This window comes from Plantactinospora mayteni (assembly GCF_016862935.1).
GTDB classification, from domain to species: domain Bacteria; phylum Actinomycetota; class Actinomycetes; order Mycobacteriales; family Micromonosporaceae; genus Plantactinospora; species Plantactinospora mayteni.
Genome location: NZ_BONX01000009.1, coordinates 235,202 through 257,478, shown reverse-complemented (window position 1 = coordinate 257,478; position 22,277 = coordinate 235,202). Strand labels below are relative to the sequence as shown.

Here is a 22,277-nt window from a genome sequence, read left to right as displayed (position 1 = left end):
GCAACCCGCAATGCGCAAATACCTAGCCAGGGGTGTCGCCGCCGGCGCCATCGCCCTGCTGGCCCTCACGGCCTGCTCCGAACGGTCCGCCGACGGCGGCGGCGAGGAGGCCGGTGCCGAGAAGGGCTTCGCCGCGAACTCGCTGATCGGGGTGGCGCTGCCGGCCAAGACCTCCGAGAACTGGGTACTCGCCGGTGACCTGTTCACCAACGGGCTCAAGGAGGCCGGCTTCCAGTCCGACGTGCAGTACGCCGGTGCGACCAGCACGGTCGCCGACCAGCAGGCGCAGATCTCGGCGATGGTCACCAAGGGCGCCAAGGTGATCGTCATCGGCGCGACCGACGCCGCGCAGCTCACCACCCAGGTCGAGCAGGCCAAGCAGGCCGGCGCCTCCGTGATCGCGTACGACCGGCTGATCAAGAACTCGAAGGACGTCGACTACTACGTCGCGTACGACAACTTCAAGGTCGGCCAGCTCCAGGGGCAGGCGCTGCTGGAGGGCATGAAGGCGAAGAAGCCGACCGGGCCGTACAACATCGAACTCTTCTCCGGCTCGCCGGACGACAACAACTCGGGCGTCTTCTTCGACGGCGCGATGGACGTGCTGAAGAAGGAGATCGACGCCGGCAACGTGGTGGTCGGCTCCGGCCAGACCGACATCAAGCAGACCGCCACCGACGGCTGGAAGGCCGAGAACGCCCAGCGGCGGATGGACTCGCTGCTCACCTCCACCTACACCAGCAAGACCCTGGACGGCGTGCTCTCCCCGAACGACACCCTGGCCCGGGCGATCCTGACCTCGGTCAAGGGCGCAGGCAAGCCGCTGCCGGTGGTCACCGGGCAGGACTCCGAGGTGGAGTCGGTCAAGTCGATCGTGGCCGGCGAGCAGTACTCGACCATCAACAAGGACACCCGGAACCTGGTCAAGGAGACCATCGAGATGGTCAAGGCCCTCCAGGCCGGTAACGCGCCGAAGACCAACGACACCGAGTCCTACAACAACGGTGTCAAGGTCGTTCCGGCCAACCTGCTGGAGCCGCTGATCGTCACCAAGAAGAACGTGGTCGAGGCGTACGCCAACGACCCGAAGCTGGCCCCGCTCACCGCTGGCGCCAAGTAGGCACCGGTAGCAGCGGGTTGCACCGACCGGGTCCCCGGGATCGACGATCCCGGGGACCCGTCCCGTTTTCGCGGCCGGTCACCGCGGTTCTCAGCCCGTGACGACCAGGGTCCGCCCGTCGTCCCGGGCCGGCAGCAGCTCGCCGACCACCGGATGGCCGGGCAGCTCGCCGGCGACCAGCAGGCCACCGGAGGTCTGCGCGTCGGCCAGCAGCAGCAACTCGTCCTCGTCGACCCCGGCCGCCTCGAGGTGCGGACGCACCCAGGCCAGGTTGCGCCGGGTGCCACCGCTGACGAAACCGTCGGCCAGCGCCGCCCGGGCGCCGTCCAGATACGGTACGGCCGACGCCTCCACCCGGGCGGTCAGCCCGGACGCCCGAGCCAGCTTGTGCAGGTGGCCGAGCAGTCCGAACCCGGTCACGTCGGTGCCACACCGGACCCCGGCCGCCACCGCCGCCGCCGAGGCGGCCCGGTTCAGCTCGGTCATCGCCGTCACCGCCTGCGGGAACACCTCACCGGTCTGCTTGTGCCGGCTGTTCAGCACCCCGACGCCGAGCGGCTTGGTCAGGGTCAGCGGCAGCCCGGCCCGGCCGGCGTCGTTGCGGATCAGCCGCTGCGGGTCGGCGATCCCGGTGACCGCCATCCCGTACTTGGGCTCGGGGTCGTCCACGCTGTGCCCGCCCGCCACGTGACAGCCCGCCTCCCGGGCCACGTCCAGCCCGCCGCGCAGCACCTCGGCGGCGAGCGCCAGCGGCAGCACCTCCCGGGGCCAGGCCAGCAGGTTCACCGCGACCACCGGGGTACCGCCCATCGCGTAGACGTCGGAGAGCGCGTTGGCGGCGGCGATCCGGCCCCAGTCGTACGGGTCGTCGACGACCGGGGTGAAGAAGTCGGCGGTCGCCACCACCGCCGTACCCGAGTCGAGGCGTACCACCGCCGCGTCGTCGCCGTCGTCGAGCCCGACCAGCAGCTCACCCGGCCCGGCCGGCGCGGTCGTACCGACCAGGCCGGCGACCACCTCCTCCAACTCGCCGGGCGGGATCTTGCAGGCGCAGCCGCCGCCGTGCGCGTACTGGGTGAGCCGGTGCCGTTCCGTGGTCGTCACCGGACCACTGTGCCATCCGTCGCCGGCCGGTGGCAGCCGTCGATTGTCGCGCCACGCCTGTGCGGCCGATCACATGGGCGGCCGGTGGGACTTCCCGGAGCGGCTGGAGATCAGGTGTGGTTAAGTGCCGGTGAACGGGTTTCGGAGTGAGGTGGGGATGAACGGGGCGGTCGATCCTCGGCGCCGGGTGCCACGCACCGACGTACTGCTCGCCGACCCCCGGCTGGCCGCCGCCGAGGCCACCCTCGGGCGGGCCCGGCTCAAGGCCGTACTCGTCGCCGCCCAGGAGCGGGTCCGGCGCGGCGAGATCCGGCCGGAGGAGGTCGTCCCGGCCACCCTGGCGGCGCTGCCGGAGACCGCCGCCGGGCTGCGCCCGGTGCTCAACGCCACCGGGGTGGTGCTGCACACCAACCTCGGCCGGGCGCCACTGTCGGCGGCGGCCGTCGCCGCGGTGGTCGCCGCGGCCGGGCACACCGACGTGGAACTTGACCTGCGGACCGGGCGGCGGGCCCGGCGGGGGCGGGGCGCGCTGGCCGCACTCGCCGCCGCGGCGCCGGCGGCCGGGGCGGTGCACGTGGTCAACAACGGTGCCGCCGCGCTCGCCCTGGTCGCGACCGCGCTCACCGCCGGGCGGCGCCAGCACGGCGAGGCGGCCGGCGGTGGCCCGGCCGGGCGGGAGATCGTGGTCAGCCGGGGCGAACTGGTGGAGATCGGCGACGGGTTCCGGCTGCCGGACCTGCTGGCCAGTACCGGCGCGACGCTGCGCGAGGTGGGCACCACCAACCGGACCGCGCTGGCCGACTACGCGGCAGCGGTTGGGCCGGATACCGCGTTCGTGCTCAAGGTGCACCCGTCGAACTTCGTCGTCCGGGGCTTCACCGCCGCCGTACCGGTGGAGGAGCTGGCCACCCTCGGCGTACCGGTGGTGGTGGACATCGGCTCCGGGCTGCTGGCGCCGGATCCGCTGCTGCCGGAGGAGCCGGACGCCGCCTCGGCGCTGCGGGCCGGTGCGGCACTGGTCACCGCGAGCGGCGACAAGCTGCTCGGCGGGCCGCAGGCCGGGCTGCTGCTCGGCGACGCCGACCTGGTCGAGCTGCTGCGTCGGCACCCGCTGGCCCGGGCGCTGCGGGTGGACAAGCTGACCCTGGCCGCACTGGAGGCGACCCTCACCGGTCCGGAGACCCCGACCTGGCGGGCACTGCGGGCCACCCCGGCCGCGCTGCGGCTGCGCACCGAACGGCTCCGCGACCAGCTCGCGGCCGACGGCCGCAAAGCCGAGGTGGTGGCCGCCGACGCGGTCGTCGGGGGTGGTGGCGCACCCGAGGTCACCCTCGACTCGTGCGCCCTCGCCCTCCCCGAGGAGTACGCCGAACCGCTGCGCCTCGGCGACCCGCCGGTACTCGGCCGGCTGGAGCGGGGCCGGCTGCTGCTCGACCTGCGCTGCGTACCCGTCGAGCGGGACGAGGCGGTGCGGGCCGCGATCAGCCGGGTTCCCCGGTCCCGGCGGGAGAGCTGACGTGCACGTCGTCGCCACCGCCGGACACGTCGACCACGGCAAGTCCACCCTGGTTCGGGCGCTGACCGGGATGGAGCCGGACCGCTGGGCCGAGGAGCGGCGCCGGGGCATGACGATCGACCTCGGCTTCGCCTGGACCGCGCTGCCGTCCGGGGAGGTACTGGCGTTCGTCGACGTACCCGGGCACGAGCGGTTCGTCCCCAACATGCTCGCCGGGATCGGTCCGGCCCCGGCCGCGCTCTTCGTGGTCGCCGCCGACGAGGGTTGGATGCCGCAGTCCGCCGAACACCTGGCCGCGCTGCACGCGCTCGGCGTCCGGCACGGGCTGCTGGCGGTGACCCGCACCGACCTGGCCGACCCCGCCGTCGCCACCGAACTCGCGCTCGCGGAGATCGCGGCCACCTCGCTCGGCGAGGTCGAGGCGGTCGCGGTCAGCGCGACCACCGGCGCCGGGCTGCCGGAGCTGCGCGCCGCGCTGGACCGGCTCGCCGCCCGGCTGCCGGTGCCCGAGCCGGCCGCGCCGGTACGGCTCTGGGTGGACCGGGCGTTCACCATCAAGGGCAGCGGCACCGTGCTGACCGGCACCCTCGGTGCGGGCGAGCTGCGTGCCGGTGACGAGCTGGAGCTGACCGGTACCGGGCAGCGGGTCCGGGTCCGCGGGCTACAGACGTTGGGGGAGCAGGTGTCGCAGGTCGCCGGGGTGGCCCGGGTCGCGGTCAACCTGCGCGGGGTGGCCCGGGAGCAGGTCGGCCGGGGCGACGCGCTGCTCACCCCCGGACGGTTCCAGCAGACCGACCTGGTCGACGTCCGATTGGCCGGCGACCCGGTGGCCGAGCTGCCGGCGGAGGTGACCCTGCACGTCGGTTCGGCCGCGGTGACCGCCCGGGTACGCCCGCTCGGCGCCGACACCGCCCGGCTGCGGCTGGACCGGCCGCTGCCGCTGCGCATCGGTGACCGGGCACTGCTGCGGGATCCCGGCCGGCGGCACGTGGCGGGTGGGGTGACGGTGCTCGACGTCGTACCGCCGAGGTTGGACCGGCGGGGCGCGGCGGCTGCCCGGGCGGCGGTGCTGGCCGGGTTGGACGGCCGGCCCGACGAGCCCGGCGAGTTGGCCCGGCGCGGCCTGGCCCGGCGGCCCGAGCTGGAGCGGATGGGCGTGACCGTGACGACCGCGCCGGTGACCGGGGTGTGGCACGCCGATCCCGCGCACTGGCGGGACCTGGGACGGCGGCTGCTCGACGAGGTGACCCGGTGGGCGCAGACGCATCCGCTGGAGCCGGGGATACCGGTCGAGACCGCGCGCCGGCTGCTGGACCTGCCGGACCGGGCCCTGGTCGAGGCCCTGGTCGCGGCGCCGCTGGTGGCCCGGGACGGCCGGATCAGCCGGGGCGGGGCGACCGGCAGGCTGCCCGAGCAGGTCGCCCGGGCGGTCCGGCGGGTCGGCGCGGAACTGGCCGAGCGCCCGTTCGTCGCCCCGGAGGCGGCCCGGCTCGCCGAGGTCGGGCTCGGACACCGGGAGATCGGCGCGGCGGTACGGGCCGGCGTGCTGCTCAAGCTCGCCGACAACGTCGTACTGCTGCCGGACGCCCCCGAGCAGGCGATCCGGGTACTCGCCGCGCTGCCGCAGCCGTTCACCCTCAGCACCGCCCGGCAGGCCCTCGGTACGACCCGTCGGGTCGCCGTGCCGCTGCTCGAACTGTTGGACCGGCGCGGCGCCACCCGCCGGCTGCCGGACGACGCCCGGATCATGCTGACCGGCCCGGGGGATTCGTAGCTCCCCTCCGCCCCGAGCAGCGGGCCCCGAGCAGCGGCGGCCCTGGTCGGCGGCCCTCAGCGGCGGCGCTGCCGTCCGTACGGACGGCCCCGGCGTCAGGGCCGCGCCTAGCCCGTTCCCGGCATGTCGTTCGGTTCCCGGACGGTTGTCGCGTCCACGACGACGACTCCGAGCAGCACCACCATGACGGCCGCGGAGACTGCCAGTGGGGGCAGCAGGACCATCGCCGGTGCCATCAGGACCAGCACCGTGATCCCGACCAGCCAGGGGCGGGCCACCCGGACGAAGACCTCGTGTCCCAGCAGGACCCGGCCGGCGAGGAAGAGCACGGGGCCGCCGACGATCACCGCGACCCAGCCCCCGGGGGTGTCCTCCAGCGGATGCCGGATGATCAGTTCGTCGCCGACCGTGGTCAGCACCACGCCGGCTACCATGATCAGGTGGGCGTACCCGGCCCACTTGGTCTCCCGGGCCGGGTCGGGCGAGCCGGTGATGGCGCTGCCGAGCTTCTCCCTGGCCCGGTAGAAGTAGATCCACCAGAGCAGCACCGTGGTGACGAACGCGACCACCAGGGCGGTGGCCTGCTCCGGCGCGTAGTTCGTTCTGCGCACCGTCCGGGCGATGACCACCACGGTTTCGCCGAGGGCGATGATGACGAACTGGCGGTACCGCTCGGCCAGGTACTCGTTGGGAGGGTTCCACTCCCAGGACGGCGAGCGTCCGATCTTCGGGGTGGGCCAGCGCACCGTCGGTCCCAGGTATTCCATCGCCAGCGCCGCCGTCCAGAGCAGTAGCCGTGCGGTGCCGGGGACGAAGGCCCCGGTGAACCAGAGCGTGCCGGAGAGGCTGAACCAGAAGATCCCGCGCAGCGGTCGGTTCCGTAGTCGGTGACCTCGCAGGATCACCGCGAGGGCCACGCTGCGGAACAGATGGATCCCGACGTACGCGGAGACGAAGAGCACTGCCCGGCTGTCGAACGCCTCGGGCAGCGCGGTCGATATCAGCAGGCTGCCCAGCATGATCGTGATGACCATCAGTTGGACGGCGGGACGCCGCGAATCCAGGGTCTCGGTGGTCAGGTTGGTGTACGACCACACCCACCAGATCGCCAGCAGCAGCAGAAGCGTCTGGTAGGCGCCGAGCGGGTGCAGATTCGCGACCAACGCCTCGGCGAGCCGGGCCAGCATGAAGACGAAGACGAGGTCGTAGAAGAGCTCCACCGGAGTGGCCCGCTGCGGGCGACTCCGGTCCCGGATCAGCGTGGAGCGTCTGCCCGTCGCCATCGGCCGCCCGTTCCCCCGATCCGCCGCACGCGGGCCACCGGCCAGCGCGCTGACCTGCGCCGACCCGTCGCACGCCGCCCTGTCGAAGCAGTCGTACCACGGCGGCACGGTCCGGTTCCCGGCTTCACCACGATGGGCGACCCGCGCCCGGCGACACCCGGTACGGTGAGAGACCGTGCCGGAAGACGAGGGCACCGGCCGTCATCGCACCCGAGCACGGTGGGCGGTGCCAGGCCGCCCGGGACATACCCGTGCGCCCCGGCGGCTCAGGCCGGTACGGGTATGCCGACGTCGCGCCGGACGTACTCGGCGGTGTAGGAGTTGGTGGCGTCGAGCAGTTGCGCCGGGGTCCCCTCGAACAGCACCGTGCCGCCCTGGCTGCCGCCCTCCGGTCCGAGGTCGATGATCCAGTCGGCGTTCTTGATCACGTCGAGGTTGTGCTCGATGACGACGACCGAGTTCCCGCCACCGACCAACCGCTCGACGATGTCGAGCAGGTGTTGGATGTCGGACATGTGCAGCCCGGTCGTCGGCTCGTCCATCACGTAGATGGTGCCGCTCTTGTGCAGTTCGGTGGCGAGCTTGATCCGCTGGCACTCGCCACCGGAGAGGGTGCTCAGCGGCTGGCCGAGCTGGAGGTAGCCGAGCCCGACGTCGTTGACCGCCTGGAGGATCTTCCGCAGCTTCTTCTCGGGGAAGAACTCCAGGGCCTCCGAGGCCGGCATCCGCAGTACGTCGCTGATCGACCTGCCGCGCAGCCTGTGCTCGAGTACGTCGTCGCTGAACCGGCGGCCCTCGCAGACCTCGCAGACCGACCTGAGCCCGTCCATGAAGGCCAGGTCGGTGTAGATCACACCCAGTCCCTGGCAGTTCGGGCAGGCGCCCTTGGAGTTGAAGCTGAACAGCGAGGCCGGTACGCCGTTGGCCTTGGCGAAGAGCTGCCGGATCGGATCGAGCAGCCCGGTGTACGTCGCCGGGCTGGACCGGATCGAGGCGCCGACGGCGGACTGGTCGATCACGATCGCCTCGGGGTGCTGCCCGACGAAGACGTTGTTGATCAGCGTGCTCTTGCCCGACCCGGCGACCCCGGTGACCACCACCAGCACCCCGGTCGGGATCCGCACCGTGACGTTCCGCAGGTTGTGCAGGTCGGCCGCGGTGACCGTCAGGTGTCCGGTCGGCTGCCGGTGGTCGGTCTTGAGCGGCAGCCGGTGCTCCAGGTAGCGCCCGGTCGGGGTGTCCGCGGTGCGCAGCTCGTCGACGGTACCGCCGAACAGCACCCGCCCGCCGCCCGCGCCACCGGCCGGGCCGATGTCGATCACGTGGTCGGCGATCTCGATCACGTCCCGGTCGTGCTCGACCACCAGCACGGTGTTGCCCTTGTCGCGGAGCTTCACCAGCAGCCGGTTGAGTCGCTCGACGTCCCGGGCGTGCAGGCCGACGCTCGGCTCGTCGAAGATGTACATCATGTCGACGAGGCTGCTGCTCAGGTGCCGGACCATCTTGATCCGCTGGGACTCGCCGCCGGAGAGGGTCTGGGTCGGCCGGCTCAGGCTCAGGTAGCCGAGACCGATCTCGACCAGGTTGCCGACCCGGTCGAGCAGGCTCTCCACCACCGTCGCGCCGAGCGGGTCGGTGAACGTCTTGAGCACCGCGACGAGTTCGGTGGCCTCCATCGCGGCCAGTTGGGCGATGTTGTAGCCGTCGATCTCGCTCCCCAGCGCCGCCTGGCTGAGCCGGGCACCCTGGCAGAGCGGGCAGGTCTGCTCGGTGACGAAGCGCAGGAAGATCGCCCGGTTGCGTTCGGACATCTCCGCCGCGTCCTTGCGGATGTGCAGCCGGGTGAACTTGGCGACCGCGCCCTCGTAGGTGGCGTTGAGGGTGTTCCCCTGCCAGTCCAGCGGGATCTTGCCGTCGCCGTACAGCAGGGTCTGCCACTCCTGCTCGGAGTAGTCGGCCAGCGGCTTGTCCAGATCGAAGAAGCCGGAGGCGGCGTACATCTTCCAGTACCAGCCGGTCCTGGTGAAGTCGGGGTGCAGCAGGGCGCCGTCGTTGAGCGACTTCGACCGGTCCAGGAAGGCGTCGAGGTCGAGCTGGACCGACCTGCCCAGGCCCTCGCACTCCGGGCACATCCCCTGTGGATCGTTGAAGGAGAAGGCGTTGGAGTAGCCGACGTGCGGCTTGCCGACCCGGGAGTAGAGGAGCCGGAGCAGCGAGTAGATGTCGGTGATGGTGCCGACCGTCGACCGGGAGCCGCCGCCGAGCCGCTTCTGGTCGACGACGATCGCGGCGGAGAGGTTCTCGATGGTGTCCACGTCCGGCTGGCCGTAGCGGGGTAGGTAGTTCCGGGCGTAGGCGGTGAAGGTCTCGTTGAGCTGGCGTTGCGCCTCGGCGGCGATGGTGTCGAAGACGATGGACGACTTGCCGGAGCCGGAGACGCCGGTGAAGGCGACCAGTTGGCGTTTCGGCACCCGCAGCGAGACGTTCCTGAGGTTGTTCTCCCTGGCCCCGGTGATGACGATGTCGTCGGCCGCCACGTGTTCCCCCGATATCCCGAATGGTGTACGAAAACGAGCACCGCACACAGTAGGTGCCGGGTCTGACGCTGGCTCAGCGCCTGCGGTGGCACTGTGCCGGTGGACCGGCTGGACGATCAGTCCCTGAGGCCGACGAGGACGGATCAGTCCCCGAGGTCGACCGGAATGGTCAGGCCCGCAGGTCGGCGAGGAACTGGGCCCGGCGGGCGACCCGGGCCGGGTCACGGGCCGGGGCCACCCAGCCGAGCACCTCGTAGGCGGCCCGCACCGGGTCGGCGAAGAGTGCTGCCAGCACCGTCAGCCCGGCCCCGTGCCGGCGGAACGCCTGCTGCCGTTGCGCGTCCGTCATCCGGCCCCGCTCGGTCGGCAACGCCAGCGAGGTGCCGGCCTCGTCGGCCCGGCAGCCCAGCTCGCGCAGCAGCAGCCCGAGCGCCGAGTCGTCCGGCACGCTCCGGGTCCCGCCCCGGTCCACCTCGGCCAGCGCCTCCGCCACCACCGGCTCGGTGCCGAGTCCCGCCTCGTCGGCGCGCCGCCGCGCCTCGGCCGCCACCACCCGGCGGAGCAGTTCGGGCGGGGCGGAGGTGATCGCGGTGAGCAACTCGTGGTCGTCGCGCAGCATCCAGCTCGGCAGCGCGGGCGGATCCGGGAGCAGCGGCACCAGCCGGCCGGTGGTCAACGGCCCGGTCAGCCGGTCGGCGTCGAGGTGCACACCGGTGATCAGGTCGGCGAGGTCCAGCCCCGCGTCGAGTCCGGCGTCGTTCCAGCCGGCGTCGCCGCTCTCCGGCAGGCCGACCTGGCGCATCAGCGGCACCAGGGCGTCCGGTGCCGCGCCCCAGCGTCGTACCGGGGAACTCGGGTCGAACCCGGTGCGGAGGATGCCGTCCACCGCGTGTGCGAACTGCCGGTCGCTGTTGACGTTGGTGAAGACCGACACCGCCTCGGTGCCGCCCGAGACGGCCCGCAGCACCTCCGTCCGGCTCCCCTGGAAGCCGTTCTCCTCCAGCACGAATACCCAGCCGTCGAGCCGGCCGCCGAGCACGAGGTGGTCGAACGGCAGCTCGGTGGCCCGGGCGATGCCGGTCAACGCGCGGAGGCTGGCCGGGTCGACGCCGAACCGGCGCAGCACCGCCGAGTCGTCCGGGTCCCGGACGAACGTCAGGCAGAACGCCTCGTGGAGGCCGTCCTCCTCAAGCCAGTCGTAGTCGGCCATGCCGCCCCCGTCCCGATCCGCACCCGCCGCGCGGCGCAACCCGATCGCCCGAGCCAACCCCGGGGGTACGACAAAACCCGGCGAACGCTACCGCGGGCGGCACTACGGTGAGGGGCATGGACCCATCCGCCATCTGGCGGGACAAGAACCATCGCTGGCGGATCGAGGCGATCCACGCTCCCGACCTGCGGTTCGCCATCTACGCCACCAACGGCACCACCGAGTCCGCCCCCCTGTGGCTGTACGGCATGCCGGCGCTGGCCCGCTGGCTGATGATCCAGAACCTCGAACTCGGCGATCTGGAGGCGGAGGAACTCTGACCCCGCTCCGCGTCGACCCCCGCCACTCGGCGCACGCCGTAATTTTCCTTCTTGACCAACCATTACGATGTAGGTAACTTCCGACACGTCCCCTGCCCGCAGCCCCGCCCCCGGGAGGCCGCCGTGCAACGCAGAAGATTCCTCGCCAGCACCGCCGCCGTGAGCGCCCTGGGCGCGACCGCCGGCACCCTCGGTGGCGCCACCGCCTCGGCCGCCCCGGACACCGGGGCGGACCGCTCCGGATCGGGCGCGCAGGGTGGCGGTGCGCAGGGTGGCGGTGGGTCCGGCCGGCGGGTCAGCACCGGCCTGGACGTGCTGGTCGACTCCCGGTTCGCCGCCCTCGCCGGCCAGCGGGTCGGGGTGCTGTCCAACCCGACCGGAGTGGACGCCCGCTACCGCCACCTGGTCGACCTGATGCACGCCTCCGGCCGGGTCCGGCTCACCGCCGCGTTCGGGCCGGAGCACGGGTTCCGGGGCTCGGCACAGGCCGGTGGCAGCGAGGGGACCGGGATCGACGCCCGGACCGGCGTCACCGTCTACGACGCGTACGGCGCCACGCAGGCGAAGTGGGGGGAACTGATCACCCAGGCCGGGGTCGACACCGTCGTCTTCGACATCCAGGACGTCGGCGCCCGCTTCTACACCTACATCTGGACCCTCTACGACTCGATGGTCGCCGCCGCCCGGCTCGGCATCCGGTACGTCGTACTCGACCGGCCGAACCCGATCGGTGGGCGGGCGTACGGGCCGATGATGACCACGCCGTTCACCTCCGGCGTCGGCAAGAAGGAGATCGTGCAGCAGCACGGCATGACGGTCGGCGAGCTGGCCCGGTTCTACAACGGCGAGTTCCTGCCGGCCGAGGCGGGCCGGCCGGTCGACCTGACGGTGATCAGGTGCAAGGGCTGGCGCCGGGGCGACTTCGCCGTCGACACCGGGGTGCCGTGGGTGCTGCCCAGCCCGAACATGCCGACCCCGGACACCGCGTTGGCCTATCCCGGCACCTGCATGTTCGAGGGGGTGGCGTCGATGACCGAGGGGCGGGGCACCACCCGGCCGTTCGAGCTGATCGGCGGCCTGGCCACCGACTTCGACTACCACCTGGTGGACCGGCTCGTCGCCCGGGACCTGCCCGGGGTCGAGTTCCGGGAGGCGTACTTCTCGCCGACCGCGGCCGGGCAGAAGCCGGCCCTGCTCAACAAGCTCTGCGCGGGTGTGGAGGTGAAGGTCACCGACCCGGCCCGGTTCGACCCGATCCGCACCGGGGTGGCGCTGCTGGTCGAGTCCCGGAAATATCCCGCCTTCGCCTGGCGGGCGGACACCTGGGACACCGCCCGGCCGTACTGGATCGACAAGCTCACCGGCTCCACCCGGCTGCGTACGATGATCGACGCCGGGGCGGACGTGCCGGACGTGGTCGGCGCCTGGTCGGCCGAGCTGGCGGAGTTCGACCGCCGCCGCCGGCCGTACCTGCTCTACTGACCCGGCGTCACAGCCCCGCGCACGGCTGGTCGCCCACGGCGCAGCTCGTCGGCCGCTTCTGGGCGAGCGCGCCGGCGCGGTCTACGTCGAACCGGATCGTCGCCGAGCTGTCGGCGGCGAGCGGGGCGCCGGTGAAGGTGACCTGCTGCTCCTCCTGCCGGAAGCTCTCCGCCCCGGTGGCGGCCGAAACCTGGGCGCCGCCGGCCAGGACGATCACCACCGTCCACCGGGTCGCGGTCGCGTCGCCGTCGTTGGTCACCACCACCTCGCCCTGGAAGCCGAAAAGCTCGGTGTTCAGCGTGCTGTACCCGGCGGTCAGCCTCGGCTGGCCCGGCCTGGGCGGGTTGGTCGTGGCGGCCGGCGACGTCCGGCGCGGCGTGGCGCTGGGCGGGACCGGCCGGCTGGGCTGCACCGGGGTGACACCGCTGGCCGGGGTCCGGGCGACCGGAGTGGTCGTACCCGATGACGTGCTCGGCGCGGCACTGGCGGCGGTGGCCGCCGCTCCGGACGGCGAGTCGTCGCCCCGCCCGCGGGCCAGGCCGGCGACCACGACCACCGCGCCGACCGCCAGGGCCAGCGCCGCCATCCCGGCGCCGAGGCGGCGCCGGGACCGCCGGCCCGGTCCGGCCCGTCCGGCCGGCACGGCGCCGATGACCTGGGTCGGTACGGGAAGGTCCACCTCCCGGAAGGCCAACCAGTCGAGTACGGCGGGCAGCCGGGTGTCGAGCAGCCCCTGGTAGCACTCCTCGCGCCGGGCCGGGTCGGCCGGCAGCCAGGGCTCCTCGTCGTCGCCCTGCACGACGGTCAGCCGGCAGCCCTCCGCGGTCGGGGTCAGCTCGCACTCCAGCCGGGTCGGTTGGCCCTCCTCCGGCCAGCGCAGCACCATCCGGTGTGGCCGGTCGACCTCGATCAGCTCGATGACGATCAGCTCGTCGAGTTCGGGCAGGTCCACGGGGCGCAGCTCGAACCGGCTGATCGACGTGGGTCGTGGTTCGATCGCGGCGAACCACTTCGGCAGCAGCTCGCGGTCGGTGAGGGCCCGCCAGACCCGCTCCGGGGGATGGCGCAGCTCGACGCTGGTCCGGATTTCGGTCACGGCGGAAAACTGTACGGCCATCGGTCGCCTCGGATGTCCCGGCCCCGCCGGACCGACCTCCGTACGCGCTACCCGTCGGCCGTGCGGACCTCCGGTCCGGGTCACCGGATCGGGGTTTGTTGGGCCGATTTCCGGAAGAGGGCAGCCCTGCCGTAATTAGTATGATTTGTGTGAAGAACAAGGGACTGCGGACCCTGTTGTCGATCGGCGCCGCGCTCGCCGTCATCTACTTCGGCAGCACCGGCGAGGGGGGAGACGGGGTCACCAACACCGTCCTGCTGCTGGCGGTCGCCGCCGGACTGATCGTCTGGTATCTGACCAGACCCACCTCGGGCAAGCCGGTGAGCTGACCGCGCACCCGGGCGGGCCGGTCAGCGGGCGCCCGCCGCCCTGGTCAGTTCGCCGATCGACTGCTGGCCGAGGGAGACCCGGACCAGCGCGGAGGCCAGTCGTGGAAAATCGGCGCCGCCGACCAGTCTGGCCAGTTTGTCCGGTGTGGACGGCAAACCGAGCCGGCCGGCGGCGTTCACCGTCCGGCGGTCGGCGTACGGGCGGACGTCCGGCCAGACCGCCTGAGCCTCCCGGAGGAAGATGTCCGCCCCGGTGGGCCCGATACCGGGAAACCGGGTCAGTTCGCGGCGCAGCGCGCTCGGGTCGCTACCGGCTTCCCGGTGCAACCGGCGCAGGTCGCCGTTCCAGCGTTCCAGGCACAGCCGCGCCCCGTTGCCCAGCATCGTCGCGGTCCGTTCGTCATAGCGCCGGTAGTGGCCCCGGCCCAGCGCGTCCACCCGGTCCTGCCAGCTCAGCGCGTCCGTGCCCTGCGGGGTACGGCAGCCGGCGGCGAAGAGTTCCCGGGCGGCGGCCACCGCCACACCCGCCCGGATCCGGGTGCTGAGCAGCGTGGTCAACACCAACAACTGGTAGAGCGGGCCGGGGCGGTCGGCCAGCCGGATGCCCGCCTCGTCGGCGTACGTGCGGCCCTGCCGGTCCAGCAGCACCCGTACCAGTGCGCGGTCACGGTTCATTTCGTCCGGTTACCCGCGCAGCCGCTCCGCGCACCAGGGCGGGCGACCGAATGGCGGCACCCGCACCGGGTAATCCCGTGCCGGGTACCCGGGTGTGCGTGACGCGCTCGGCGAACCGGGTCGGTTGCGAACCCCCGGGGCACCCCGCCGGTCGGCGGACCACCGTCGGCCGGCGCCCACCATCGAGCGGTACGACGGCGGAAGGGGACGGCGATGACGAACGTGCAGCAGCCGGAGATGCGTCGCAACGAACTGAACCCGACGGTGCAGGAGAGCAAACGTCCGCGCCCGGGTGACCCGACCCGGGTCCGGGGCGGCGCCGGTCGGCGGATCCCGCCCGAGCAGGTGTCCCCGTACGGCCCGTCGGCCCGGCCCGTCGCCGAGGACCCGGACCGGAATGCCGCGGGCCGGAGCGGGGCGCGTCGGGTCGAGTCCAGCTGATCCGATCCGGCGTGCGGTTGACCGTCCTGGACGGTCGGCACCCCGGCGGGATCCCTCGTACCGGGTGTCACCGTCGGTACCGGCCGCGACGTAGCTGTCCGAGCGTCGCGACAACGGCCAGCCCGTACGCCAGGTGCGGCACGATGTCGGAGAGCCAGTCTGTCCGGCTCCACCGGCGCGGATCGCTGACGCCGAGCGCGGTCAGCGTGCCGTTCGACGCCAGCATCACGCCGGCACCGAAGAGCCCGGCCGCCACCGGCCCGGGGAGCCGCCGCAGCCCGATCACGGTGAGCGCGGCACCGGACAGTACGCCGGTCGCGGAGCCGAGCAGGGGCCCGAGGCCCGAGCGGCGGTTCGCCGCCCGGTCCTCGGGCCCCAGACCGATGTGCAGCTTCTCGGTCAGCCGCTGGGCGCTCTCCTCCGGGGTGCTGCTGGCTGGTCGCGCCCGCAGCGCCATGTCGAGGTAGGTGACCATGTTCAGCGCCACGCTGCCGACCGCTCCGGCGATCGCCCCGTCCACCGCGTCGCTGACCGGACCACCGGGTGCCGGCCGCTCCAGCAGGGCGGAGACGTACCCCGTCACTTCGGCTCTCCCCGGCCGCGCTCGCCCTTGGGGCCGAGCCCTCGTTCGCCCCGGACGAAGCCCGGCCGACCGCTGTCCTCCCGGAGATACCGGTTCGCGGTGTCGTCGGCCTTCCGGTCGGTTGTCCCCCGGCCGGAGTCGTCGATGCGCTTGCGCAGTCGGGCCCGCTCCACGTCGTACGCGTTGCTGCCCGGTCGTGGTCCTGGCATGGGCTGCCTCCCGTCGTGTCGGCGCCGTCCCGGCTGGTCTACCCGCACGGGTCCAGGCCATTCACGGAGCGTGACGCCCCCGACGGCGCGTGCCGGCCCACGTAATCTCGCAGTGCGGAATGGGGCGGCCCGACCCCGAGTGATCGGACATATGGGACGATCGACGGATGGTGCGAGCTGGCCCGGTAACCGTGCGGGAGCCCGACAGGTGGGTTGTTGCCGGCCGACGGCGGAACGGGTACGGGTGAGCGGGTCATGCGTGACGTGCTGGACGAACTGGACCGGTGGTGGCGGGCGGGCGAGCCGGTCGGAATGGCGACGGTCGTCGCGACCTGGCGTTCCGCGCCCCGCCAGGCCGGCGCCACCATGCTGGTCGGCCCGGACGGCGCGGCGGTCGGCAGCATCTCGGGCGGCTGCGTCGAGGGCGCGGTCTACGACCTGACCCAGCAGGTCACCGTCACCGGAGAGCCGGCACTGCGACGGTACGGGGTCAGCGACGACGACGCGTTCGCGGTCGGCCTGACCTGCGGAGGCATTCTCGACGTCTACGTCGAACGGGTCGACCCGACCGGGTACGGCGAGTTCGCCGAGCTGGCCGACTCGATCCGGGCCGGCGAGCCGGTCGCGGTGGTGACCTGCGTGTCGGCCGGCGACTCCGACCCGGCCGGGCGGCTCGGCCGGCGGCTGGTGGTCTGGCCGAACCGCACCGCCGGCTCCCTCGGCACCGCGCGGCTGGACGCGGCGGCCACCGACGACGCCCGGGGCCTGCTCGCCGCCGGCCGCACCAGCACCCTCCGGTACGGCTACCACGGCCAGCGGCGCGGCGACGACCTGCTGCTCTTCGTCGCGGCGTACGCGGCCCCGCCCCGCATGATCGTGTTCGGGGCGATCGACTTCGCCGCCGCGCTGGCCCGGATCGGCACGTTCCTCGGCTACCGGGTGACGGTCTGTGACGCCCGCCCGGTCTTCGCCACCCCGCGCCGGCTGCCGGACGCGCACGAGGTGGTGGTCGACTGGCCGCACCGCTACCTGCGGGCCGAGGCGGAGGCCGGCCGGGTGGACGCCCGGACCGTGGTCTGCGTGCTGACCCACGATCCCAAGTTCGACGTACCGGTGCTGGAGGTGGCGCTGCGGCTGCCGCTCGGCTACGTCGGCGCGATGGGCTCCCGGCGTACCCACGACGACCGGCTGGCCCGGCTGCGGGCGGCCGGTCTCTCCGCGGCGGAACTGGGGCGGCTCTCCTCACCCCTCGGGCTCGACCTCGGCGCCCGTACCCCGGAGGAGACCGCGGTCAGCATCGCCGCCGAGGTCGTCGCCGGCCGCTGGGGTGGTACCGGCAGCCCGCTGTCGGCGCTCTCCGGCCGGATCCACCACGAGGTGCCGGTACCCGGCGAGGCGGCCCCGGTCGGCTGACCCGGATCGCAGCCGAGCCTCCCCGCCGAGCCCGGCGGCCGACCACCGCCCGACCGCCGGCGGGTGGCGTCGGATCGCGTCCTGGGTCGGTCGGTGTCCAAGACTCCGAGGCGTCGAACTCGGCCAGGCGCGTTGCCGGCGGCACCCCGCTATCGGAATGGGCCGGTATCCCGGATGGATCAGGCTCTAGCGGCGGACGTCGATCCTCTGGTAAGAATTCCTTCAGTCTGCCCGGCCGTCATCAAAGAAACCTTCAACCCCCGTTCACCTGGAGGTCCACCGTGACCGGCAACCCCCTGTCCCGCCGCGACGTCGTACGCGGCGCGGTCTTCCTCGGCGTCGGCGCCGCGACCGGCGGCCTGTCGATCGCCGGCGCACCACCGGCGCTGGCCGCGCCCGACGAGGCAGCCGCGCTCGCGGTACCCGTGCCGACCATCGCCAGTTGCGCCACCTGGGGCGCCCGGTCGCCGGGCGCGCTCAGCGTGATCTCGTCCTCGCCGGACAAGATCGTGATCCACCACACCGCCGGAGCGAACACCACCAACTACACCCAGGCACAGGCGTTCGCGATGGCCCGCAGCATCCAGAGCTTCCACATGGACGGCAACGGCTGGGCCGACTCGGGGCAGCACTTCACCATCAGTCGTGGCGGCTACATCATGGAGGGCCGGCACAACAGCCTCACCCGGCTGCGTGCCGGCAGCGGCATGGTGGTCGGCGCGCACTGCCCGGGGCAGAACGACAAGGGCATCGGGATCGAGAACGAGGGCACCTACACCAGCGCCACCCCGCCGGCCGCGCTCTACGACAGCCTGGTGCAGTTCTGCGCGTACATCTGCGACCAGTACGGCATCGCCGCGTCCCGGATCTACGGGCACCGGGACTACATCGCCACCGCCTGCCCCGGCAACGTGCTCTACGGCATGCTCCCGCAGTTGCGTGCCGACGTCGCCGACGCGCTCGACGGGGGCACCACCCCGCCGCCGGCGTTCAGCGCGATCGTCGACAACACCACCAGCGGCCGGTTCACCGCCAGCGCCAACTGGCTCACCTCGACGTACTCCACCGAGCGGTACGGCGCCGACTACCGGTACGCCAACCCGGAGGCGATCAGCGACGTGGCCTACTACAAGGTGAACATCCCGGCCGAGGGGACGTACCGGGTCGACGCCTGGTATCCGGGCATCGCCGGCTACAACACCGCCACTCCGTACATCGTGCTGGCCAAGAGCGGCAACCAGACGGTGGTGGTGGACCAGAGCACCGGCGGCGGGGCGTGGCGCTCGCTGGGCAACTTCACGCTGACCGCCGGTGACAAGAACGTGGTCGGGGTGAGCCGGTGGAGTGGCGCCGCCGGTTACGTGATCGCCGACGCCGTCCGGGTCACCCGGGTCTGATTCGTAGCTGCCCGATACCCGCCGGAGGCATCATCGGCGTGCCGGCGGGTATCGGCGTTCCGGAGGCCGGCTACGGGGGTGGGGGAGTGCGGTACGACGAGTTCGTCGCCAAGGTGCGCGACCGTGGCGAGTACGCCGATCCGGCGGAGGCGGAACGGGTGACCCACCTGGTGCTCGGCATCCTCGCCCAGCGGCTGCACCCGGACGAGGCGGAGGATCTGGCCGCCCAGTTGCCCGGCCCGCTGGCCGCCACCCTGATCTCGGCCGGGCAGGGCGCCGCGGGCGCGTTCGGCTCGCGGGAGTTCCTGGCCCGGGTCGCCACCGGGGCGGGGGCGACCGCCCGGACCGCCGAGTGGGACGCCAGCGCGGTGCTGTGCACCGTGGCCGAGGCCGTCTCCGGCGGAGAGCTCAACGACGTGCTGACCCAGCTCCCGTCCGGGTACGCCGCACTCTTCGGCCGCGCCGGCCTGAGCGGCTGACCCCGCCGTTCCGAGTTCGCACCGCTCCCCGCTCCGACCCTGCCCGGCCCCAAGCCGATCCCATTGAACTAGCGTCCTAGGATGCGTTACAGGGTGTGCCCACTGGCACACCGGAACGACAGAAACACGAAGACACCGGGACACGGCCGGCCGCGCCAAAATCGGGCCGGATATAGTGGCACGGCAATTGAGCAGCCACGGAAGCCGAAAGGGCCGTAACCGGGGCTGCGTCAGGTGCCGTCAACTCGTCCGGAATGCGTCAGCCTGCCGGGGAGAGGTCGGTCGGAGCGCGCATCGGTTTCTGGACCGTCCTCCGCCATGGTGCGGACGCCGGGCCGTGGCGCGGAGGGAGGTTCGGTGTCGCGTCGGCCGGCGCGGGCGGATGACGCCCAGCCAACCGGTGACGCCGCCGCCGGGCCTGCCGGCTCGACGGGGCGGATCCTCACCGTCCCCAACCTGATCAGCTTCGTCCGACTGCTCGGCGTACCGCTCTTCCTCTATCTCTTCCTGGTCGCCGAGGCGGACGTGGCCGCCGTGGTCGTCCTCGCCGTCGGCGGCATGAGCGACTGGGTGGACGGCTTCGTCGCCCGGCGACTGCGCCAGGTCAGCCGACTCGGCGAGCTGCTCGACCCGGTCGCCGACCGGCTCTACATCCTGGCCACCCTGATCGCGCTGACCGTACGCGACGTGGTGCCGTGGCAGTTCACCGTCGCGCTGCTGGCCCGGGATGCCGTGATGACCGTCAACCTCGCCGTGCTGCGCCGGTACGGCTACCAGCCCCCGCCGGTGCACTATCTGGGCAAGACGGCGACGTTCGTACTGCTGGCCGCTTTTCCGGTACTGCTGCTCGCGGCTACGGTGCCCGGGGCGGCTACCGTCGCCGGGGCGATCGGCTGGGGGCTGGCGCTGTGGGGACTGGGCCTCTACTGGCTGGCCGGCGGGCTCTATCTGATCCAGGCGGGTCGGCTGATCCGGGCGGCGCGGGCGGAGGCGGGATGACCGGGCCGGGCAGGCGGACGTACACGCCCGATTTCCTCACCGAGCTGTTCCAGAACCCCCTCGACCCCGGGTACGCCGACGCGGCCGAGCGGCGCCGGCGGGACGCCCCGGCCACCGGGTGGCGCCGGTCGACGCCCCGGGCGGTGACCCTGGTGACCCTGGTGGTGCTGGGGCTGCTGCTGGCGATGGCCTACCGCCAGACGATGGCGGCGGAGCCGAGCCGCAGCGAGGCCCGGGCCGGCCTGGTGGCCCAGATCAAGCAGCGGGAGGCGGAGAACGCCGCGCTGACCGAGCGGGCCGACCGGCTGCGGGCCGAGGTGCTCCGGCAGCGGGACGCCGCGCTCTCCGGTAGTGCGGCGGCGAGGCTGCGGAATCTGGAGGCGGCCACCGGGTTGGGCCGGGTGCGCGGCGACGGCCTGGTGGTGCGGGTCGCGGACGCCCCGGACGAGTCGGACGCGGTAACCGGTGCCGGTGGGACGAATCTCGGCCGGGTGCTCGACCGGGACCTCCAGGACATCGCGAACGCGCTCTGGAGCGGCGGGGCGGAGGCGGTCTCGATCAACGGACAGCGGTTGACCGCCACCTCGACGATCCGGGCGGCGGGTGGGGCGATCCTGGTCGACTTCAAGCCGGTGATCGGCCCGTACGAGGTGTCCGCGATCGGTCCCCGCCAGTTGGAGCGGCGGTTCCGGGACAGCGCGGCGGCGCGGTTGCTGGAGAGCGTCTCCGAGGAGCACGGGATGTCGTTCGAGTTCCGTAGGGTCGACGACCTGACCCTGCCGGCCGCGACCGAGCCGCGGCTGCGCTATGCCACTCCTTCGCCCGAGCCCACTCCGACGCCGTCCGGGTCGTCGGCGGGTGGCGGGGGATCCCCGAGTCCGCTTGGAGGCGGCCGATGATCGCTGTGCTCGCGTTGCTCGCCGGGGTGTTGCTCGGCGTCTGGTTGGATCCGACGGTTCCGTCGGCGCTCCAGCCATATCTGCCGATCGCCGTGGTGGCGGCCTTGGACGCGGTGTTCGGTGGGGTGCGGGCCAAGCTCGACGGGATCTTCGACGACAAGCAGTTCGTGATCTCGTTCATCTCGAACGTGCTGGTCGCCGGGATCATCGTCTACCTGGGTGACCAGCTCGGTGTCGGTGGGCAGTTGTCCACCGGTGTCGTGGTGGTGCTCGGTGTCCGGATCTTCGGCAACGTGGCGGCTATTCGCCGGCACCTGTTCCGGGCGTAGGTTCGACGGCGATGGCGGGAGCGAGCGAGCGGAACGGCCCGGCCGAGGCGGCTGGGCGGTCGGATGGTTCGGCGCCGGGCCGGGACCCTGGTACCCCGAAGTCGCCGGACGCGACGGCCGGCGGCGCGGACCCGGTCGTCGACCGGGGCGAGGTCTCGGCCGACGACGGGCCGACGGTGCGGCTGTCGACGACGGACGACGGGCCGACGGTGCCGTTGCCGGGGGACGACGAGACGGTGCCGATCCCGTCCGCGGAGGCTGCGGAGCCGCCGGCCGGGCCGGTGTCGGCGGGTCGACGGCTGCTGCCCCGGCTGACCGCGGCGAACGCGATGATCGGGGTGCTGCTGGCGCTGTTGGGGTTCACCCTGGTGGTGCAGTTGCGGACGAACTCCACGGACGCGTCGCTGGAGACGACCCGCCAGGAGGACCTGGTGCGGATCCTGTCGGACCTGGACGCGCAGGAGGAGCGGGTCCGGCAGGACATCGCGGGGCTGGAGGAGAGCCAGCGGCAGTTGAACTCGGGTGCCGAGGGGCGGCAGGCGGCGTTGGACGAGGCGACCCGTCGGGCGGACGAGTTGGGGATCCTGGCCGGGACGTTGCCGGCCCGGGGGCCGGGGTTGACTGTCAGTTTCATGCCGGTGAGCAAGCCGGTGGCGGCGTCGCGGGTGTTGGACGCGGTGCAGGAGTTGCGGGGCGCGGGGGCGGAGGCGATGCAGATCTCCGGCGGTGACGGTGCCACGGTGCGGATCATCGCGTCGACGTACTTCCTCGACGCGGAGGGCGGCATCTCGGTGAGTGGACGGCGGTTGACCGGACCGTACATGATCACGGTCATCGGCGATCCGAAGACGATGCAAACCGCACTGAACATCCCGGGCGGGGTGGTGGCATCGGTCAGCGGGGACGGCGGTAACGTGGCGATCCAGGAGCGGGAGGTGGTCGACGTGACGGCCCTCAGCCCGCCGAAGGATCTGCAACATGCGCGTCCGGTCTCCTGACCGGGTGCGGTCGGGGCGGCGACTCGGCGTCCCGGTTATCGGGTGGTGCGACGAAGAAGGACG

The 22,277-nt window shown here is 72.8% G+C and carries 22 protein-coding genes; 14 read left to right on the top strand and 8 right to left on the bottom strand.

Annotated elements, in window-relative coordinates:
• The first annotated feature begins 10 nt into the window (after positions 1–10).
• Complete coding sequence (locus tag Pma05_RS09435) at positions 11–1,120, top strand: substrate-binding domain-containing protein (RefSeq protein WP_203856935.1); 1,110 nt, start codon at positions 11–13, stop codon at positions 1,118–1,120.
• Positions 1,121–1,210: 90 nt separating this feature from the next.
• Here Pma05_RS09435 and selD read toward each other — a convergent pair whose 3' ends face one another.
• Complete coding sequence (gene selD / locus Pma05_RS09430; RefSeq protein ID WP_203856934.1) at positions 1,211–2,224, bottom strand: selenide, water dikinase SelD; 1,014 nt, start codon at positions 2,222–2,224, stop codon at positions 1,211–1,213.
• Between the two features lie 157 nt (positions 2,225–2,381).
• Between selD and selA the strand changes: the two genes are divergently transcribed.
• Entirely contained in the window at positions 2,382–3,740 is a 1,359-nt protein-coding gene (gene selA, locus Pma05_RS09425; protein ID WP_203856933.1) for an L-seryl-tRNA(Sec) selenium transferase, read from the top strand.
• Position 3,741: 1 nt separating this feature from the next.
• A complete protein-coding gene (selB, locus tag Pma05_RS09420; protein ID WP_203856932.1) occupies positions 3,742–5,514 on the top strand; it encodes a selenocysteine-specific translation elongation factor in 1,773 nt (590 codons plus the stop codon).
• 107 nt (positions 5,515–5,621) lie between these two features.
• On the opposite strand, the gene Pma05_RS09415 is transcribed toward selB, so the two are convergent.
• The 3 genes from Pma05_RS09415 to Pma05_RS09405 form a co-directional block, all read right to left on the bottom strand.
• Positions 5,622–6,797: a low temperature requirement protein A gene (locus Pma05_RS09415; protein WP_203856931.1), complete on the bottom strand. Its 1,176-nt coding sequence runs from the start codon at positions 6,795–6,797 to the stop codon at positions 5,622–5,624.
• 266 nt (positions 6,798–7,063) lie between these two features.
• A complete protein-coding gene (locus Pma05_RS09410) occupies positions 7,064–9,334 on the bottom strand; it encodes an ATP-binding cassette domain-containing protein (RefSeq protein ID WP_203856930.1) in 2,271 nt (756 codons plus the stop codon).
• 169 nt (positions 9,335–9,503) lie between these two features.
• On the bottom strand, positions 9,504–10,544 hold the full coding sequence (locus Pma05_RS09405) for a DUF6461 domain-containing protein (RefSeq protein WP_203856929.1): 1,041 nt from the start codon (positions 10,542–10,544) through the stop codon (positions 9,504–9,506).
• Between the two features lie 116 nt (positions 10,545–10,660).
• Between Pma05_RS09405 and Pma05_RS09400 the strand changes: the two genes are divergently transcribed.
• A complete protein-coding gene (locus Pma05_RS09400; RefSeq protein ID WP_203856928.1) occupies positions 10,661–10,864 on the top strand; it encodes a hypothetical protein in 204 nt (67 codons plus the stop codon).
• Between the two features lie 123 nt (positions 10,865–10,987).
• Positions 10,988–12,346, top strand: coding sequence for an exo-beta-N-acetylmuramidase NamZ family protein (locus Pma05_RS09395; protein WP_203856927.1), 1,359 nt, complete (start codon positions 10,988–10,990; stop codon positions 12,344–12,346).
• Between the two features lie 7 nt (positions 12,347–12,353).
• Here the strand turns inward: Pma05_RS09395 and Pma05_RS09390 are convergent, their stop codons facing one another.
• Entirely contained in the window at positions 12,354–13,442 is a 1,089-nt protein-coding gene (locus Pma05_RS09390) for an SRPBCC domain-containing protein (protein WP_203856926.1), read from the bottom strand.
• A gap of 197 nt (positions 13,443–13,639) precedes the next feature.
• Between Pma05_RS09390 and Pma05_RS09385 the strand changes: the two genes are divergently transcribed.
• Complete coding sequence (locus Pma05_RS09385; protein WP_203856971.1) at positions 13,640–13,792, top strand: amidophosphoribosyltransferase; 153 nt, start codon at positions 13,640–13,642, stop codon at positions 13,790–13,792.
• Between the two features lie 21 nt (positions 13,793–13,813).
• Here Pma05_RS09385 and Pma05_RS09380 read toward each other — a convergent pair whose 3' ends face one another.
• Complete coding sequence (locus tag Pma05_RS09380) at positions 13,814–14,467, bottom strand: DNA glycosylase family protein (RefSeq protein WP_203856925.1); 654 nt, start codon at positions 14,465–14,467, stop codon at positions 13,814–13,816.
• Between the two features lie 213 nt (positions 14,468–14,680).
• Between Pma05_RS09380 and Pma05_RS09375 the strand changes: the two genes are divergently transcribed.
• Complete coding sequence (locus Pma05_RS09375; RefSeq protein WP_203856924.1) at positions 14,681–14,908, top strand: hypothetical protein; 228 nt, start codon at positions 14,681–14,683, stop codon at positions 14,906–14,908.
• A gap of 67 nt (positions 14,909–14,975) precedes the next feature.
• On the opposite strand, the gene Pma05_RS09370 is transcribed toward Pma05_RS09375, so the two are convergent.
• Both Pma05_RS09370 and Pma05_RS09365 read right to left on the bottom strand, forming a co-directional pair.
• Complete coding sequence (locus Pma05_RS09370) at positions 14,976–15,428, bottom strand: hypothetical protein (RefSeq protein WP_203856970.1); 453 nt, start codon at positions 15,426–15,428, stop codon at positions 14,976–14,978.
• 59 nt (positions 15,429–15,487) lie between these two features.
• Positions 15,488–15,700: a phosphatidylethanolamine-binding protein gene (locus Pma05_RS09365; RefSeq protein WP_203856923.1), complete on the bottom strand. Its 213-nt coding sequence runs from the start codon at positions 15,698–15,700 to the stop codon at positions 15,488–15,490.
• 255 nt (positions 15,701–15,955) lie between these two features.
• Between Pma05_RS09365 and Pma05_RS09360 the strand changes: the two genes are divergently transcribed.
• From Pma05_RS09360 to Pma05_RS09330, 7 genes are all read left to right on the top strand, one after another.
• Entirely contained in the window at positions 15,956–17,113 is a 1,158-nt protein-coding gene (locus Pma05_RS09360) for an XdhC family protein (protein WP_203856922.1), read from the top strand.
• 281 nt (positions 17,114–17,394) lie between these two features.
• Positions 17,395–18,510: a golvesin C-terminal-like domain-containing protein gene (locus Pma05_RS09355; RefSeq protein ID WP_239312041.1), complete on the top strand. Its 1,116-nt coding sequence runs from the start codon at positions 17,395–17,397 to the stop codon at positions 18,508–18,510.
• A gap of 86 nt (positions 18,511–18,596) precedes the next feature.
• Entirely contained in the window at positions 18,597–18,989 is a 393-nt protein-coding gene (locus tag Pma05_RS09350; protein ID WP_203856921.1) for a DUF2267 domain-containing protein, read from the top strand.
• 357 nt (positions 18,990–19,346) lie between these two features.
• On the top strand, positions 19,347–19,988 hold the full coding sequence (gene clsA, locus Pma05_RS09345) for a cardiolipin synthase ClsA (RefSeq protein ID WP_372441444.1): 642 nt from the start codon (positions 19,347–19,349) through the stop codon (positions 19,986–19,988).
• Positions 19,985–20,887, top strand: coding sequence for a DUF881 domain-containing protein (locus tag Pma05_RS09340; RefSeq protein ID WP_203856919.1), 903 nt, complete (start codon positions 19,985–19,987; stop codon positions 20,885–20,887). Before clsA ends, Pma05_RS09340 begins: the two co-directional genes overlap by 4 nt.
• Positions 20,884–21,216: a small basic family protein gene (locus tag Pma05_RS09335; protein WP_107255823.1), complete on the top strand. Its 333-nt coding sequence runs from the start codon at positions 20,884–20,886 to the stop codon at positions 21,214–21,216. Before Pma05_RS09340 ends, Pma05_RS09335 begins: the two co-directional genes overlap by 4 nt.
• Before the next feature lie 11 nt (positions 21,217–21,227).
• Complete coding sequence (locus Pma05_RS09330) at positions 21,228–22,214, top strand: DUF881 domain-containing protein (protein WP_203856918.1); 987 nt, start codon at positions 21,228–21,230, stop codon at positions 22,212–22,214.
• Positions 22,215–22,277 lie beyond the last annotated feature (63 nt).

Coding starts and splice junctions, on each gene's coding strand:
- Pma05_RS09335 (WP_107255823.1), top strand. CDS start 20,884: ATGATCGCTGTGCTCGCGTTGCTCGCCGGGGTGTTGCTCGGCGTCTGG.
- Pma05_RS09365 (WP_203856923.1), bottom strand. CDS start 15,700: ATGCCAGGACCACGACCGGGCAGCAACGCGTACGACGTGGAGCGGGCC.
- Pma05_RS09340 (WP_203856919.1), top strand. CDS start 19,985: ATGACCGGGCCGGGCAGGCGGACGTACACGCCCGATTTCCTCACCGAG.
- Pma05_RS09360 (WP_203856922.1), top strand. CDS start 15,956: ATGCGTGACGTGCTGGACGAACTGGACCGGTGGTGGCGGGCGGGCGAG.
- Pma05_RS09435 (WP_203856935.1), top strand. CDS start 11: ATGCGCAAATACCTAGCCAGGGGTGTCGCCGCCGGCGCCATCGCCCTG.
- Pma05_RS09415 (WP_203856931.1), bottom strand. CDS start 6,797: ATGGCGACGGGCAGACGCTCCACGCTGATCCGGGACCGGAGTCGCCCG.
- Pma05_RS09375 (WP_203856924.1), top strand. CDS start 14,681: ATGACGAACGTGCAGCAGCCGGAGATGCGTCGCAACGAACTGAACCCG.
- Pma05_RS09405 (WP_203856929.1), bottom strand. CDS start 10,544: ATGGCCGACTACGACTGGCTTGAGGAGGACGGCCTCCACGAGGCGTTC.
- Pma05_RS09380 (WP_203856925.1), bottom strand. CDS start 14,467: ATGAACCGTGACCGCGCACTGGTACGGGTGCTGCTGGACCGGCAGGGC.
- Pma05_RS09400 (WP_203856928.1), top strand. CDS start 10,661: ATGGACCCATCCGCCATCTGGCGGGACAAGAACCATCGCTGGCGGATC.
- selA (WP_203856933.1), top strand. CDS start 2,382: ATGAACGGGGCGGTCGATCCTCGGCGCCGGGTGCCACGCACCGACGTA.
- Pma05_RS09330 (WP_203856918.1), top strand. CDS start 21,228: ATGGCGGGAGCGAGCGAGCGGAACGGCCCGGCCGAGGCGGCTGGGCGG.